We start from the raw sequence: 13,980 nt of genomic DNA on the forward strand, positions 1-13,980 counted from the left end.
GTTCATGGTTCGAGCCGGGTTGACCACGGAACGCGTCGTGCGCGCCGGCGCCGAGCTGGCCGACGAGGCCGGCTTCGCCAACGTGACGCCGTCGGAGCTGGCGCGGCGCTTCGACGTCAAGGTCGCGAGCCTGTATTCGCACGTCAAGAACGCGCATGACCTGCGGGCGAAGATCGCGCTGCTCGCGCTGGACGAGCTCGCCGACCGCGCCGCCGCCGCGCTGGCGGGCCGGGCGGGCAAGGACGCGCTCGTCGCCTTCGCCGACGTCTACCGCGACTACGCCCGGGAACACCCCGGCCGGTACGCCGCCACGCGGTTCCGGCTCGACCCGGAAACCGCCGCCGCGAGCGCCGGGCCCCGGCACGCCGAGATGATGCGCGCGATCCTGCGCGGCTACGCCGTGACCGGCCCGGACGAGACGCACGCCGTGCGGCTGCTCGGCAGCGTCTTCCACGGGTACGTCGACCTCGAGGCCCAAGGCGGCTTCGACCACAGCTCGCCGCCCTCCCAGGAGTCCTGGCACCGGATCCTGACCGTGCTCGACACCGTTCTCCGCGATTGGCCCACCTCATGATCACCACCCCCCTGACCGACGGCCTGGTGCTCGGCGCCCTCGAACTCGAGCGCACCGGGCACGGCCTCGCCCCGCACCGCCTGCCCGCCCGGGCCCGCGCGCAGAACACCGACCCGCGCCTGGCCATGGCCGAAGCGCAGCCCGCCGGCGTGCGGCTGCGGTTCCGGACCAGCGCCGCCGTCGTCGAGCTGGAAACCCGGCGCACCAAGGTGGTCTACGCCGGCGCGCCGCCGCGCCCGGACGGCGTGTACGACCTGCTGGTCGACGGCGAGCTCGTCGCCCAAGCGAACGTCGACGGCGGCAACACCCTGACCGTCGACCCGCGCACCGGCGCCGGCGAGCACCGCGACGGCCCGCCCGGCACCGTGCGGTTCGGCGACCTGGGCGCGCACCCCAAGGACGTCGAGATCTGGCTGCCGCACCACGAGATCACCGAACTGCTCGCCCTGCGCACCGACGCGCCCGTCGAGCCGCTGCCCCGGCGAAGGGTGTGGCTGCACCACGGGAGCTCGATCAGCCACGGCTCGAACGCCGCCAGCCCGGCCACCACCTGGGCCGCGCTCGCCGCCACCGCGGCCGGCGTCGACCTGGTGAACCTCGGGTTCGGCGGCAACGCGCTGCTCGACCCGTTCACCGCCCGCGCGCTGCGCGACACCCCCGCCGACCTGGTCAGCGTCAAGCTCGGCATCAACGTCGTCAACGCCGACGTGATGCGCCTGCGCGCGTTCGGCCCGGCCGTGCACGGCTTCCTCGACACCATCCGCGAAGGCCACCCGGACACGCCGCTGGTCGTCGTTTCCCCGTTGTACTGCCCGATCCACGAGCAGACGCCGGGGCCCGGCGACTTCGACCACGAAGCGCTGGCCGCCGGCGAGGTCCGGTTCCGGGCGACCGGGGATCCCGCCGAGCGGGCCGCGGGAAAGCTGACCCTGGAAGTCGTCCGGGACGAGCTGGCCCGGATCGTCGCGCAGCGGCAGGCCGAGGACCCGAACCTGCGCTACCTCGACGGCCTCGCCCTGTACGGCGAAGCCGACTTCGCCGAGTTCCCGCTGCCGGACGCCCTCCACCCGGACCCCGCGGCCCACCGCCGGATCGCCACGCGGTTCGCCGAGCTGGTGCTTGACTTCAAGGGAGCTTGAAGTCGGAGGCTGGGCGGCATGTTCACCGAAGCAGAGCTCGAATACCTCGCCGCCCAGCCGCTGGGCCGCCTCGCCACCCGGCAGCCGAACGGGACCCTGCAGGCCAACCCGGTCGGCTTCCGCTACAACCCGGACGAGAAGACCGTCGACGTCACCGGGCACAACCTGCGGAACAGCAAGAAGTTCCGCAACATCGCGACCGACGACCAGGTCGCCTTCGTCGTCGACGACCTCCCCTCGACGAACCCGTGGCGCGTGCGCTGCCTGGAGATCCGCGGCCGCGCCGAAGCGCTGACCGGCGTCAACCTCCCGGACAACCACTTCGACGACGCCGTGATCCGCATCCACCCCGAGCGCATCCTCGCCTTCGGCGTCGAGGACTGGGACCGCGAGCCGCTCGAGCTGGAGACGAACATCCGCGACGTCTGAGCGTCACGGCACCGGCACCGGGGTCTCGGCGAGCCCGGCCAGCTCCCGCGGCAGCGGGCCCCGGTGCAGGACGCCGAGGCGCTGCGTGGCGCGGGTGAGCGCCACGTAGAGCTCGGCCGCGCCGCGGGGCCCGTCGGCGAGGATCCGGTCCGGGTCCACGACCAGCACGGCGTCGAACTCCAGGCCCTTCGTCTCGGACGGAGGTACCGCGCCCGGCACCCCGGGCGGCCCGATCACGACGCTGGTGCCTTCGCGCCCGGCTTCCGCGCCGGTGAACTCCTCGACGGCCGCGGCGAGTTCGCCGTCGCCGACCCGCCGCGCCCACGGCGCGACCCCGCACGCGCGCACCGACTCCGGCGGCCGCACGTCGGGCGCGAACCCGGCCAGCACGGCGGCGGCGACGCTCATGATCTCCGCCGGCGTGCGGTAGTTCACCGTCAGCGAGCGGTAGACCCAGCGGCCGGGCACGTACGGGTCGAGCATCGCGCCCCACGACCGCGCCCCGGCCGCCGACCGGCGCTGGGCGAGGTCGCCCACCACCGTGAACGACCGCCCGGGGCACCGCCGCATCAGCACCCGCCAGTCCATTTCGGACAGTTCCTGGGCCTCGTCGACCACGACGTGCCGGTAGGTCCAGTCCCGGTCCGCCGAGGCGCGCTCGACGAGCGTCCGCGTGTCGGTTTCGACGAACCGGTCCGCCAGGTCCTCGCCGTAGAGCAGGTCCTTGGCGACCAGGCCGACGTCCTCGTCGACGTCCTCGCGCTCGATGAGGTTGTCCAGGACGTCGGCGGCGTAGGCGGCCTTCGCCTTCCGCTCCCGCTCGGCTGCCCGCTCCACCGCCTTCTCGGCCGCGAGGTCCCGGCCCAGCAGGTCGACGAGCTCGTCGAGCAGCGGCACGTCCGACACCGTCCAGGCGGCGCCCTCGGCCCGCGCGAGAACGGCGTCACCGCCCGCCGCGCGCAGCCGTTCCGGCGACGAATACAGCTGCGCCAGCAGGGTTTCCGGGGTCAGGATCGGCCACAGCTCGTCGAGCGTGCGGGTGAACACCTCGTCGGCGTTGAGATCCTTGACCAGTTCGGCCCGGAACCGTTCCCAGTCCTCGCGGTCGTCGCGGCTCAGCCAGCCCTGGCCGATCCGCTTCATCGCCCGTTCGGTGAGCACGTAGGTGACGATGTCGGCGAACACCGCGCGGGCTTCGTTGTGCGGCTGCCCGCTGTCCCGCGCTTCCTGCCGGGCCCACTCCGCGGTCGCGGCGTCGATCCGGACGGTGACGTCCCGCAGCTGGATCTCCACGGGCTCCGCGGGAAGCCGCTGCCGGTCGGCGATGGCGGCCGCGAGCACGTCCAGGATCTTCCGGGAACCCTTGACCCGCGCGGCTTCCGGCGCGTCCTCGGCCGTGACGTGCAGGCCGGGCACGAGGTCGCCGGTGGTCGTGAAGACGACGTCGGTTTCCCCGAGCGACGGCAGCACGCGCCCGATGTGGTTCAGGAACGCCGGGTTGGGCCCGACCACGAGCGCGCCGTGGCGTTCCATCCGCTCCCGCTGGGTGTAGAGCAGGTAGGCGACGCGGTGCAGCGCCACCACCGTCTTCCCGGTGCCCGGCCCGCCTTCGATCACCAGCACGCCCGGGTGGTCGAGCCGGATGATCTCGTCCTGCTCGGCCTGGATCGTCGCGACGATGTCCCGCATGCCCTCACCGCGTGGGGCGTTGACGGCGGCGAGCAGCGCCGCGTCCCCCGACGCGTCCCCGCCCGGGCGGCCGAGGTCCTCGTCGGTGAAGTCGACCACGTCCCGCCGGTGGGTGTGGAACTGACGGCGGCGGCGCATGTCCTCCGGGTGCGCGCCGGTGGCGGTGTAGAACGGCCGCGCGGCCGGCGCCCGCCAGTCGAGCAGCACCGGTTCGTGGTCGTTTTCCTCGTCGAAGAGACCGATCCGGCCGATGTAGGAGCGCTCCCCCGAAACGGCGTCGAGCCGCCCGAAGCACAGCCCGTTGTCGACGACGTCCAGCCGCCGCACCTCCCGGCCGAGCGCCCGCACCCGGACGTCCCGTTCCATGGCGCCGAGGTCGTTGCCGCCGAGCGCTTCCCGGTAGGCGTCGCGCACGCGCTCGCGTTCGGCGTCGAGCCGGTCGTAGAGCCCGGCGACGTGGGCGCGTTCGGCCTTCAGTTCTGTTTCGTGTTCCGTCATGCGTCCCCTCACGCCTCGGCCGGCGCGCCGAACCACCGCGCCAGCCGGTCCTGCAGTTGTCCCTGGTCTTCGCCGGCCCAGGCCACGTGGCCGTCCGGCCGCACCAGCACGGCGGGCACGTCCAGCTCTTCGCTGACGTCCACGACGTGGTCGACCCGGTCCGCCCAGCCGGCCACCGAGAGGCGCCCGGTCTGGTCGAGCAGCACCCCGCGGCCGCCGTGCATCAGGTCGTACAGCCGGCCGCCCTTCAGCTCGACGTCCCGCAGCCGCCGTCCGACGAGGTCGTGGTCGTCGCCGAAGTCGTAGCGGATCTCGATGCCGACGATGCGCCCGATCAGGTACCGGTTCACCTCTTCGAAGTCCATCAGCTTCGCCAGCAGCCGGCGCAGGGCCTGCGGCCCGGCGTCGGGGCGCATCAGCTCGCCCTGGGCCCGCGTGTTGTCGAGCACGTCGGCGGCCACCGGGTGCCGTTCGGCCTGGTAGGTGTCCAGCAGGCCCGCCGGCGCCCACCCGCCGAGCTCGGCGGCCAGTTTCCAGCCGAGGTTCACCGCGTCCTGGAGCCCGAGGTTGAGACCCTGCCCGCCCAGCGGCGGGTGGATGTGCGCCGCGTCGCCCGCGAGGAAGACCCGGCCGTCCCGGTAGCGCTCGGCGAGCCTCGTCGCGTCGCCGAAGCGGGACAGCCACAGCGGCGAGTGCACGCCGAAGTCGGTGCCCGCGTACACGCGCAGCCGCTCCTTGAACTCCTCCAGCGTCGGCGGGACCGACCGGTCCTCGCGCACCTGCTCGGCGGGCACGAGCACCCGGTACCGCCCGGTTTTCCCGAGCGGGCCGAGCCCGAAGAACTTCTCCGTCTTGCGGATCTCGGTCACGATGGCGGCCACCTCTTCGGCCGGCGCGGTCACCTCCATCTCGCCCAGCAGCGTCTCGTGCCGGGCCGGCTCCCCGGGGAAGCCGATGCCGAGCAGCTTCCGGACGGTGCTGCGCCCGCCGTCGCAGCCGACGAGGTAGCGCGCCCGCAGCCGCTCACCGCCGGCCAGCTCGACCGTGACGCCCTCGTCGTCCTGGCTCAGCCCCACCACCTCGCTGCCGGGCCGGATCTCGGCGCCGGCCTCGACGGCGTGCTCGGTCAGCAGCCGCTGGGTGACGGGCTGCGGGATGCCGAGGACGTAGGCGTGCGCGCTGTCCAGCCGCTCCGGCCACGGCTTGTCGATGCCGGCGAAGTAGCCGGCCATCTGGAACTGCTTGCCCTCGGCGAGGAACCGGTCGAGCAGGCCGCGCTGGGCCATCACCTCGATGCTGCGCACGTGCAGGCCGAGCGACCGGACCTCCTTGACCGGCTCGGCTTCCCGCTCCAGCACGAGCACCCGCACGCCGTGCAGCCGCAGTTCGGCGGCCAGCATCGTCCCCGTCGGGCCGCCACCGGCCACGATCACGTCGATCATGAATCTCCCCTTGTTCGTTCGATGCTGGTTCAGGCGGGCTGGGTCTCACGGCTGCCGAGCAGCAGCTTCGCGGCCACTTCGGCGCCGTCGGCGCGGATCGTGGCGGCCACCGCGGCCGCGCGGGCCCGGGTCGAGGTCGCCAAGGCCGTCTCGAGCGCCGCGGACAACGAGGCGACGGTCGGCACCGGGCCGTCGTGGGCGACGCCGATGCCCAGCTCGGCCACCCGGCCCGCCCAATACGGCTGGTCCGTCGCCTGCGGCACCACGACCTGGGCCGCGCCCGCCCGCGTCGCGGTCATCGTGGTGCCCGCGCCCCCGTGGTGCACGACGGCCGCGACCCGGCCGAAGAGCTCCTGGTGGTTGACCTCCCCGACGGCGAAGCAGTCGTCGCGGTCGTCGAGCAGGTCCAGGTCGGCCCAGCCGCGCGAGACGACCACGCGGCGCCCCCGCGCCCGCACCGCCTCGACGACGACCTGGGCGACGTCCGCCGCCGCGGCCATCGGCATGCTGCCGAAGCCCGCGTACACCGGCGGCTCACCCGCGGCCAGGAACTCCTCCAGCGCGGCCGGCAGCGGCCGTTCGTCCGGCACGATCCACGCGCCGGTCTGCACGACGTCCAGGCCCGGCACCGGCTCCCACGGGTCCAGCACCGGGTCCGTGGCCAGCCACGTCCGGTCTCCGAAGACGTACCCGCGGACGTCGCCGACCGGCGCCAGCCCGTTCGCGACGCGGTGGGTGTTGAGCGCTTCGCGGAACAGCGCGTTCACGTTCTCGGCGTCGTGCTCCCACAGCACCCGGTTGTCGGTCACCCCCGCCGGGAACGGCTTGCCCGGGTACGCCAGCGGCGCGTGGTGCGGGGACGGCAGCACGACCTTCTGGAAGGTCACGACCACCGATCGGATGCCCAGCTTTTCCGCGACCGACAGCGCGCCGGCCATGGTCGGCAGCATGCCGGTCGCCACCACCACGTCGCAGCCCTCGGCCGCCGCGGCCACGACGTCGAACTGGGCCGCGATCAGCTGGGCGGCCCGCTCGGGCAGGGACGACGGCGCGGGCGCCGCCTTGGTCAGCGCCTTGGCCGACGGCCCGTACGGCACGAACTCGACCCCGGCGTCGGCCAGCCGCCGGGCGAAGTCCTCGTCAGGCGGGGCGCACACCCGCACTTCGGCGCCCTGGGCCCGCAGCTCCGCCCCGAACCCCGCCATCGGCTCGACGTCCCCGCGCGACCCGTACGTCGACAGCAAAACACGCACTCGCAAAACCCCCGTTGGATCCCTGAGCCGGGATTTTCCGGCTCAGGGCGACGATTTTGCGGCACGACGGGGGTCTTGCGGCAAGCCCCCCAATGCGATATACGTTTAACATGGAGGGAGTTGGTTTTCCCTCATTCACTCTTCCGGGGTCCTTCAGCGACGCCCTCCCCAGCCCGTGTATGCCACCGCACCGGTGACCGCGAGCACTACCGCCGTCCAGGTGGCCGCGGGTGTCCCGGCGGGTTGCAGCAGCCAGGCCGTGACGCGGATCGCCGTGGAGTCCGCCGGCGGGACGAACGGGCTGATCGCGCACCAGAGCAGCGGGAGCGTCCAGCCGAACTGCCCGCCCGCGACCGTGGCGGCCAGCCCCGCCAGGCCGGCCAGGCCCGCCGCGTCCCGGGTGACGATCGCCGGGTCGATCGCCGACGGGCCCAGCTCCTGCACGCCGAGCACCAGCGCCCCGGTGGCCACGCCGATCAGCGCGAGGTGCGCGAACCGCCGCCGCGGCCACGGCAGCGCCGCCACCCGGTCGAGGTCCGCGTCCTGCCCGCTCAGGCCGATCGCCGCCACCGCGATGCCCGCCGTCAGCGTCAGGACCACCAGGATCGGGTTCCAGGAGCCGCGCCCCAGGAACCACACCCCCGAGGTCACCACCAGCAGGGCGGCCGTCGCCGCCGGAAGCCGGCGCGAGCGGGCGTACAGCACCGCCCACCTCATCGGAGGGCACCGGGGACGAGCACGTCGAGCGGTTCGCCCCGGCAGGTCAGCAGCGCCTGCCGCAGCGCGACGATCCGGGTGGCCTGGACGTCCGGTGGCAGGGCGCGGAACTGGTTCCACACCTGTTCGATCGCCCCGAATTCCCGCTTGAACCAGTTCCGCGTGAATTCGGGCAGCGGTTCCAGCTTCCCGGTGAAGTAGGCCGCGCCGATCGCACGGGCGGCCTGGTCCGGCACGCTGCTGTGGCTCGGCGGCTCGCAGCTGGGCACGCCGGCGCCGGTCAGCACGGCCAGCCGCAGGTCGTCCGCGCCCGCCGTGAGCAGGAGGTCGTTGCGCTGGAAGTCCAGGTAGACGACGTGGGGATCGCGCGGAGCCGGCCCGGTGACCGAGGGCGGCCGGACCTGCTCTTCGATCCGGGCGGGCGGATCGGGCAGTTTCGCCAGCATCGCGAGCGCTTCGCGACCGGGTCCCCGCAACGCGGCCAGCCGATCCCGGTGCAGTTCGGACACGCAGATCGGCCCGTCGCAGACCTTCCGGCCGGCAACGCTGTCGGTGGTGAGCGCGTCGGCGGGCACCGCCGGGAACAACGGCAACGCGACGGCGGCCCCGGCGACCAGCGGCAGCAGGCCGAGCAGTCGCGCCCGCACGGAGCGCGCGGACAGCAGCAGGAACGAGGTCACGGCCAGCCCGAGGAACCACCCGCCCTGCCCGAGGTCGAGCGCCACGGTGGTCGTCACCATCTCCCCGCGCGGCTCCGCGAGCGACGGCGCCAGCGGTCCCAGCCGGGTGGGGAGCACCGGCTCCAGCCCGCTCTCGAGCGACATCCAGCAGAGGACCGTCAGGACGAACGCCAGCACGGCCGCCCCGGGCGCGGCCAGCGGGTGCGGCAGCAGCCGCCCGACCGCCAGCCCGAGCCAGCTGCCCGCGAGGACCCCGAGCGACCCGACGAGCAGCACCGGCAGGAAGCCGAGGGAGAAGAACCCGCCGTGCGCGAGGATTTCGACGGCCCCCACGGCGAACACGACCAGGTAACCGGCCACACTCAGCCCGCCGACGGCCCCGGCCAGCCGGGCCGCCCGCTGCCACCCGGGACGCGATGTCGTGGCGAGCAGCTCGACCACGCTGGAGCGGCTGTCGCGCATGCCTTGGATGGCTCCGGCCCCGACGACGATGGGCCAGAGGAAGACCAGCAGGAACCGCAGCCACAACGCGGCGGTGGTGCTGTGCGCGGTCCACGACGCGGGCGCTTTCCACCACGGACCGGAGAGCAGGAAGAGGAACCCGAGCGCGACGACGACGAGCGCCAGCCCGGCCCAGGGCGCGATGGAGCGCCGGAGTTCGGTGCGGAGGATCATCACCACGCACCCTTGCCAGGTTCGTGGTTCAGCAGCGCCGAATAGCCGCGCTCGATCGGGCTGTCGCCGACGTGCTCCGGCGTCCCCGCTTCGGCCAGTTCGCCCGGGGTGCCCTGGAACACCAGCTTCCCCTCGGCGAACAGCACGACGTCGGTGCACGCCGTCGCGACGTCTTCCACCAGGTGCGTCGAGATCAGCACGCACGAATCCCGGCCGAGTTCCTGCACCAGCTCCCGGAACCGCACGCGCTGCGCCGGGTCGAGGCCCGCGGTCGGCTCGTCGAGCAGGAGGATGTCCGGGTCGTTGACGATCGCCTGCGCGATCCCCACCCGCCGGACCATGCCGCCGGACAGGGTTTTCATGCGGTCGTCGGCGCGGTCGGCCAAGCCGACGCGCTCGATCGCGCGCTGGACCGCGCCCGGGATGTCCTCTTTGGACATCTCCTTGAGCCAGGCCAGGTACTCGACGAACTCCCGGACCGTGAACCGCTTGTAGTAGCCGAAGTTCTGCGGCAGGTAACCGATCCGACGGCGCAGGCCGCGCTGGCCGGCGTGGCCGCCGGCTTGCGTGCCGAGCAGCGCCAGGCTGCCCGCCGCCGGCCGCAGCACCGTCGCCAGTGCCCTGATCAGCGTCGTCTTGCCCGCGCCGTTGGGCCCGAGCAAGCCGTGCACGCCCTTGCCGAGGGACAGGTCCAGCCCGTCCACGGCCATCTTCCGCCGCCCCACCCGCACCTTCAGTCCCTGCGCCCGGATTTCCCAGGCGTAGGTCGCCGGTGCGACCTCGGCGGCCCCCACTGCCCGCATGTCTTCCTCCCTAGTGGTGCGCGCCGAGCCGGGTGTACGCCGCCCTGTGCAGGACGACGGCCACCGTGGTCAGCGCGAAGATCCCCGCCCACACCGGCAGCGCGCCGGTGGTGAGCGCAAACGCTTGTCCCCGCTGGACGAACGCGGGCAGCACGACGATCGCCACCCACACCGCGATCAGCGCGTACGCCGCCCGGCTGACGCCGATCACGCCGCCGAGCGCGAGCGTGCCGGTGGTGAACGCCAGGCTCGGCAGCAGCCAGAACGCCGGCCCGGTGCCGGTCAGCCGGCCGGCGACGCCGAGCACCGGCAGCACGACGGCGAGCACCGCCACCGTCCGCCGGACGATCAGGTACAGCCCCGCCCGCGGCGTCGCGGTGACGACCTCGTACGCCGGGTCGAGCCCCCGCGCCCACGACGCCGCGACCCCGAGCACGGGCAGCACCGGCGCGAAGAGCTGCACCGCCGTCACGTCGAGCACCGCGTGCCAGACGCCGTCGAGCAGCACCGCGACCAGGCAGACCGCCGCGATCATCGCCAGCCACGGCGCCATCGCCGGCGTGACCCAGGTGTCGAGCCACCGCCACCGCCGCGGCTCGGCCGGCGGCCGGACCTCGAGCTGGGGCGCGAGCCGGTTCCAGACGACGTCCACCACCGGGCGCACGGGCGCCACCTCGGCGAGCCGCGCCCGGCACACCCGGCAGTCCTCGAGGTGGGCTTCGACGCCCCACAGCAGGTCACCCGGGAGGTCGCCGCCCGTCGCGTACGCGGCGATGAGCCGGTCCGGCGCGTGGTTCATGACAGTGCCTCCCGCATCGCGATCCGCGCCCGCCGGGCCCGGGTCTTGACGGTTCCTTCCGGCAGTCCCAGCAGGACGGCGGTCTCGCGGACGGTCAGCCCGTCGAGCACCATCGCCTGCAGGACCGCCCGCAGCTCGGGCGCGAGGTCGCGCAGCGCGTCGCCGATCTCGTCGCCGAGTGCCACCGCCAGTGCCTCGTCCTCGGCCGCCGCCACCGGCGCGCAGTCGAACGCCACCTCCGGCGGTGGCTGCGCGTGGTGCGCGCGCCGGCGGAAGGCGTCGACCAGCCGGCGCGCGGCGATCGTCCACACCCAGCCGACCGCGCTCCCGCCGGTGACGGCCCCGGCGAACGAACCCGCCGCGCGCCAGACCGCCAGGTACGTCTCCTGCATGACCTCGGCGACGATCTGGTCGTCGGCGCACCGGCGGCGCAGGCGCACGGCGAGCCAGGGCGACGTGCGGCGGTAGAGCTCCTCGAACGCCGCGCGGTCGCCCTTGGCCGTGCGCCGGACGAGGTGCTCCTCGTCTGCGCTGTCCAGTGGCAGGTGTCTCACACCGGGCAAGACGCCCGGTGCTCGGAAACGGTTCTCACCCGGATGTGTGCTGCGTCACACCGGACGGGCGGGCCAGAACTTCCGCCAGCCGTCGGCTTCGAGGGTCGTCGGCTCCAGCCCGGCGTCGCGGGCGGCCTGCTCGGCGCCCCGGACGTCCAGCGCGAACTGCTTCGCCAGCGCCCGCAACTCGCCTTCGGGGTCGACGCCCGCGCGGCGCGCGGTGGCCGCGATGCGGAACAGCTGGGCGGCCGTGGCCGAGCCTTCGGGGAAGAGGTCGAGCGGGATGCCCGCCCGCCCGGAGCGCTGCCCCAGCTTGCCCGCCAGCGCGACCGCGGGCTGGCCGAGCGCCACGCCGTCCACAATGGACTTGCGCTGCTTCTCGCGCTGCTTCAGCTCTTCCCACTTGAGGTTCTGGTGCTCGACCGTGTGCACCTTGTCCGCGTCGGCGAACACGTGCGGGTGCCGCCCGACGAGCTTCGCGACCAGCGCGGCGGCGACGTCGTCGATGCCGAACGGGTCGGCCGGGTCCTCGGCCGCGACGCGCGCGTGGAACAGCACCTGCAGGAGGACGTCGCCGAGTTCCTCGCGCAGCGCTTCGCGGTCGCCGTCCTCGATGGCGTCGAGCAGTTCGTAGGTCTCCTCGACCAGGTACTGCCGCAGCGATTCGTGCGTCTGGACCGCGTCCCACGGGCAGCCACCCGGCGAACGGAGCCGGTCCATCACGTCGGCGGCCTCGACCAGCGGCGGCACCGGCGTCTCGATGACGGTCGCGCCCGTCGCGATCAGCAGCGACGCGGCGGGCTCGTCCCGGGACCCGGCGAGCAGCACGACGTCCCGCAGCGAAGGCGCTTCGGTGACGGCCGGGACCCCGAACGCGGCGGGGTCGACGTCCGTGGCCGCGTAGACGGCGTTCGATTCACGCAGGATCTTCAGTGCCGCGCCGGGAAGTGTCGTCCCGCGGACGACCACGACGACACCCGTGGTCACTGCTGCGCGGGTGCGGCACCGCGCACGGGCAGCACGATGCCCTGGGTGGCGTCGGAGTTCGGCACGAGGTTCATGCCCACAACATCCCACACGCCGTAGCGCGGGTTGACGCGCAGGCCGCTCTGCCCGAGGTAGGGCTGCAGCAGCCGGGTGCCGATCGAGGTCAGCTGCGCGTCGGTCGGCTTCTGCGCTTCCTGGTCGGCGGGCACGGCCTTGTCGGTGCCGCGGGCGCGGATGACGAAGACGAACCAGTCCGCGCTCTGCGGCTTCTGCGCCTGGAAGACGACGACGCTGTTCTTTTCGGAGCCGAAGAGCGCGGTCTGCGCGAGACCGGGGTACTGCGCGGCACCGAAGAGTTCGGCGGTCTGGCCGGCGGAGTACACGCTCGGCGGGGCCGGCATCCCGGTCTGCTGGGCCTGCTGCGCCTGCTGGGCGTCCTGCTGCGCCTGCTGCACGGTGGCCGCCACCTTGCCCGGGTCGGCGGCGAACTCCTTCGCGAGGTCGAAAGCGCGGGTGCGGGCGGCCTGGTCGGTGTCCGAGGAGGCGCTGATGCCGACGTAGTCCGCGCCGACGGACAGCTTCGCCAGCGACTTCTGCGCGAGCTGCTGCTCCAGGACGACGTCGCTCGCGACCTCGTTCGCGTCACGCAGCTTCGAGACGATCTGCGTGACGGCAACCTGGTCGCCCTGCCCGGTGTCGGTGACCGGCGCGGGCGTCACCTGCGCGGCCAGCCCGGCGATCTTCGCCTGGTCGGCGACGAGGTTTTCCTGCTTGGTGGCGCGCAGGGTCAGCTCGTGGAGCACGGTCTGCCGGACGATCTCGCGGCCCAGCACGTCGAGCTTGTGCTCACCGGCGAGCTTCTTCGCGTACGGGTGTTCGCGGACGGCCTGGTCGATCATCGACTGGACGCTGTCGATCGACACCGACCGGTCGCCGACGATGACGGCGCTGCCGACCTGGCTGGGGCCCGAACCGCACCCGGCGAGCAGAAGTGCACCGGCAACGACCGCGACCAGCGCGCGAGGGCGCCCCATGATCCGCATCACAACGCATACCCTCTCACACCATCGGTGCCGAACCGCAACACCCATGGGGTGACGGCGGCCGTAATGTCGACTTATGGACCATTGGCTGACCATCGAAGTCTTCGACGGTGAGCACACGGCCACGAAGTGGCGGCTCGCCTACGGTGACGCACTCGCCGAAGCGGCGCTGACGAACGGCGCCGAGCAGTGGGTGTGGCACGAGCACCGGTGGGGTGTGGTGCTCGAAATCGAGTTCGGGAACGAAGAACGGCGGGACGCGTTCCGCGCCCTGCCGGTGGTGACGGCGGCGCTGGACGCGGTGCCGGATCCGACCCGGGGCCTGCTGGTGTACCCGGGACGCGGTGGGGGTTCGGGCTCGCGAATGCCGAGGAAACCGAGGCCACTGCCGATGACGGGAGCCGGCGCGGTGCCGGTACCGGTGGAGCAGGTGCGGATGGGACTGGCGGAGGCACACCCGCCGATGTTCAGCGAAGTCGGCTGAGCTTTGAAGCCGTGAAGGCCATCTTGTGCTCCCTCGAGGTGGCCTTCACTGCTTGAGTCGGAGCGCCGCCGTCCGCACGCGCGCCGGCACACCACCGCATGCGGGCCATGCGGGCTGAGAGGGGGTGGGCTCGCCCGCCCGAGCGCCGCCGTGCGCAACCGCCGGCCCCGCTGCCGTGCGCAATCCGCGGCACCGCCGCCGTGCGCAACCCGCG

The 13,980-nt window shown here is 73.4% G+C and carries 14 protein-coding genes; 4 read left to right on the top strand and 10 right to left on the bottom strand.

What is annotated here, in order from left to right; all coding sequences use genetic code 11:
• Positions 1-4 precede the first annotated feature (4 nt).
• Genes ACLJQM_RS46240 through ACLJQM_RS46250 form a run of 3 tightly spaced genes read left to right on the top strand, consistent with a single transcriptional unit; the run spans position 5 to position 2,142 of the window.
• A complete protein-coding gene (locus tag ACLJQM_RS46240; protein WP_360783242.1) occupies positions 5-574 on the top strand; it encodes a TetR/AcrR family transcriptional regulator in 570 nt (189 codons plus the stop codon).
• The gene (locus ACLJQM_RS46245) at positions 571-1,713 is read left to right on the top strand and encodes a GDSL-type esterase/lipase family protein (protein ID WP_410636427.1); all 1,143 of its coding nucleotides are present in this window, start codon (positions 571-573) and stop codon (positions 1,711-1,713) included. Before ACLJQM_RS46240 ends, ACLJQM_RS46245 begins: the two co-directional genes overlap by 4 nt.
• Positions 1,714-1,731: 18 nt before the next feature.
• Positions 1,732-2,142 carry a PPOX class F420-dependent oxidoreductase gene (locus tag ACLJQM_RS46250; protein WP_247018350.1) on the top strand — a complete coding sequence of 137 codons (411 nt, stop codon included), beginning with the start codon at positions 1,732-1,734 and terminating at the stop codon, positions 2,140-2,142.
• Positions 2,143-2,145: 3 nt separating this feature from the next.
• Here the strand turns inward: ACLJQM_RS46250 and helR are convergent, their stop codons facing one another.
• The 10 genes from helR to ACLJQM_RS46300 form a co-directional block, all read right to left on the bottom strand.
• Positions 2,146-4,329: an RNA polymerase recycling motor ATPase HelR gene (gene helR, locus ACLJQM_RS46255; protein WP_410636428.1), complete on the bottom strand. Its 2,184-nt coding sequence runs from the start codon at positions 4,327-4,329 to the stop codon at positions 2,146-2,148.
• An 8-nt stretch (positions 4,330-4,337) separates the two neighbouring features.
• A complete protein-coding gene (rox, locus tag ACLJQM_RS46260) occupies positions 4,338-5,771 on the bottom strand; it encodes a rifampin monooxygenase (protein ID WP_360783251.1) in 1,434 nt (477 codons plus the stop codon).
• Between the two features lie 29 nt (positions 5,772-5,800).
• Positions 5,801-7,024, bottom strand: a complete 1,224-nt coding sequence (locus ACLJQM_RS46265) for a glycosyltransferase (RefSeq protein ID WP_410636429.1) — start codon at positions 7,022-7,024, stop codon at positions 5,801-5,803.
• Positions 7,025-7,177: 153 nt separating this feature from the next.
• Positions 7,178-7,741, bottom strand: coding sequence for a hypothetical protein (locus ACLJQM_RS46270; RefSeq protein ID WP_410636430.1), 564 nt, complete (start codon positions 7,739-7,741; stop codon positions 7,178-7,180).
• A complete protein-coding gene (locus tag ACLJQM_RS46275; protein ID WP_410636431.1) occupies positions 7,738-9,096 on the bottom strand; it encodes a hypothetical protein in 1,359 nt (452 codons plus the stop codon). The genes ACLJQM_RS46270 and ACLJQM_RS46275 overlap by 4 nt, the downstream gene beginning before the upstream one ends.
• Positions 9,096-9,899 (bottom strand): ABC transporter ATP-binding protein, encoded by an 804-nt coding sequence (locus ACLJQM_RS46280; protein WP_410636432.1) that lies wholly within the window; start codon positions 9,897-9,899, stop codon positions 9,096-9,098. The genes ACLJQM_RS46275 and ACLJQM_RS46280 overlap by 1 nt, the downstream gene beginning before the upstream one ends.
• A gap of 10 nt (positions 9,900-9,909) precedes the next feature.
• Positions 9,910-10,698, bottom strand: coding sequence for a zf-HC2 domain-containing protein (locus tag ACLJQM_RS46285; RefSeq protein ID WP_360783266.1), 789 nt, complete (start codon positions 10,696-10,698; stop codon positions 9,910-9,912).
• The gene (locus ACLJQM_RS46290; protein WP_247018340.1) at positions 10,695-11,252 is read right to left on the bottom strand and encodes an RNA polymerase sigma factor; all 558 of its coding nucleotides are present in this window, start codon (positions 11,250-11,252) and stop codon (positions 10,695-10,697) included. Before ACLJQM_RS46290 ends, ACLJQM_RS46285 begins: the two co-directional genes overlap by 4 nt.
• Positions 11,253-11,306: 54 nt before the next feature.
• Positions 11,307-12,239 (bottom strand): MazG family protein, encoded by a 933-nt coding sequence (locus ACLJQM_RS46295; RefSeq protein WP_410636433.1) that lies wholly within the window; start codon positions 12,237-12,239, stop codon positions 11,307-11,309.
• Entirely contained in the window at positions 12,236-13,282 is a 1,047-nt protein-coding gene (locus ACLJQM_RS46300; protein WP_360783275.1) for a hypothetical protein, read from the bottom strand. The genes ACLJQM_RS46295 and ACLJQM_RS46300 overlap by 4 nt, the downstream gene beginning before the upstream one ends.
• 76 nt (positions 13,283-13,358) lie before the next feature.
• Here ACLJQM_RS46300 and ACLJQM_RS46305 point away from each other — a divergent pair, with 76 nt between their 5' ends.
• Positions 13,359-13,766, top strand: a complete 408-nt coding sequence (locus ACLJQM_RS46305) for a hypothetical protein (RefSeq protein WP_360783278.1) — start codon at positions 13,359-13,361, stop codon at positions 13,764-13,766.
• Positions 13,767-13,980 lie beyond the last annotated feature (214 nt).

It is taken from the genome of Amycolatopsis sp. cmx-4-83 (assembly GCF_046548815.1).
Classification (GTDB): domain Bacteria; phylum Actinomycetota; class Actinomycetes; order Mycobacteriales; family Pseudonocardiaceae; genus Amycolatopsis; species Amycolatopsis pretoriensis_A.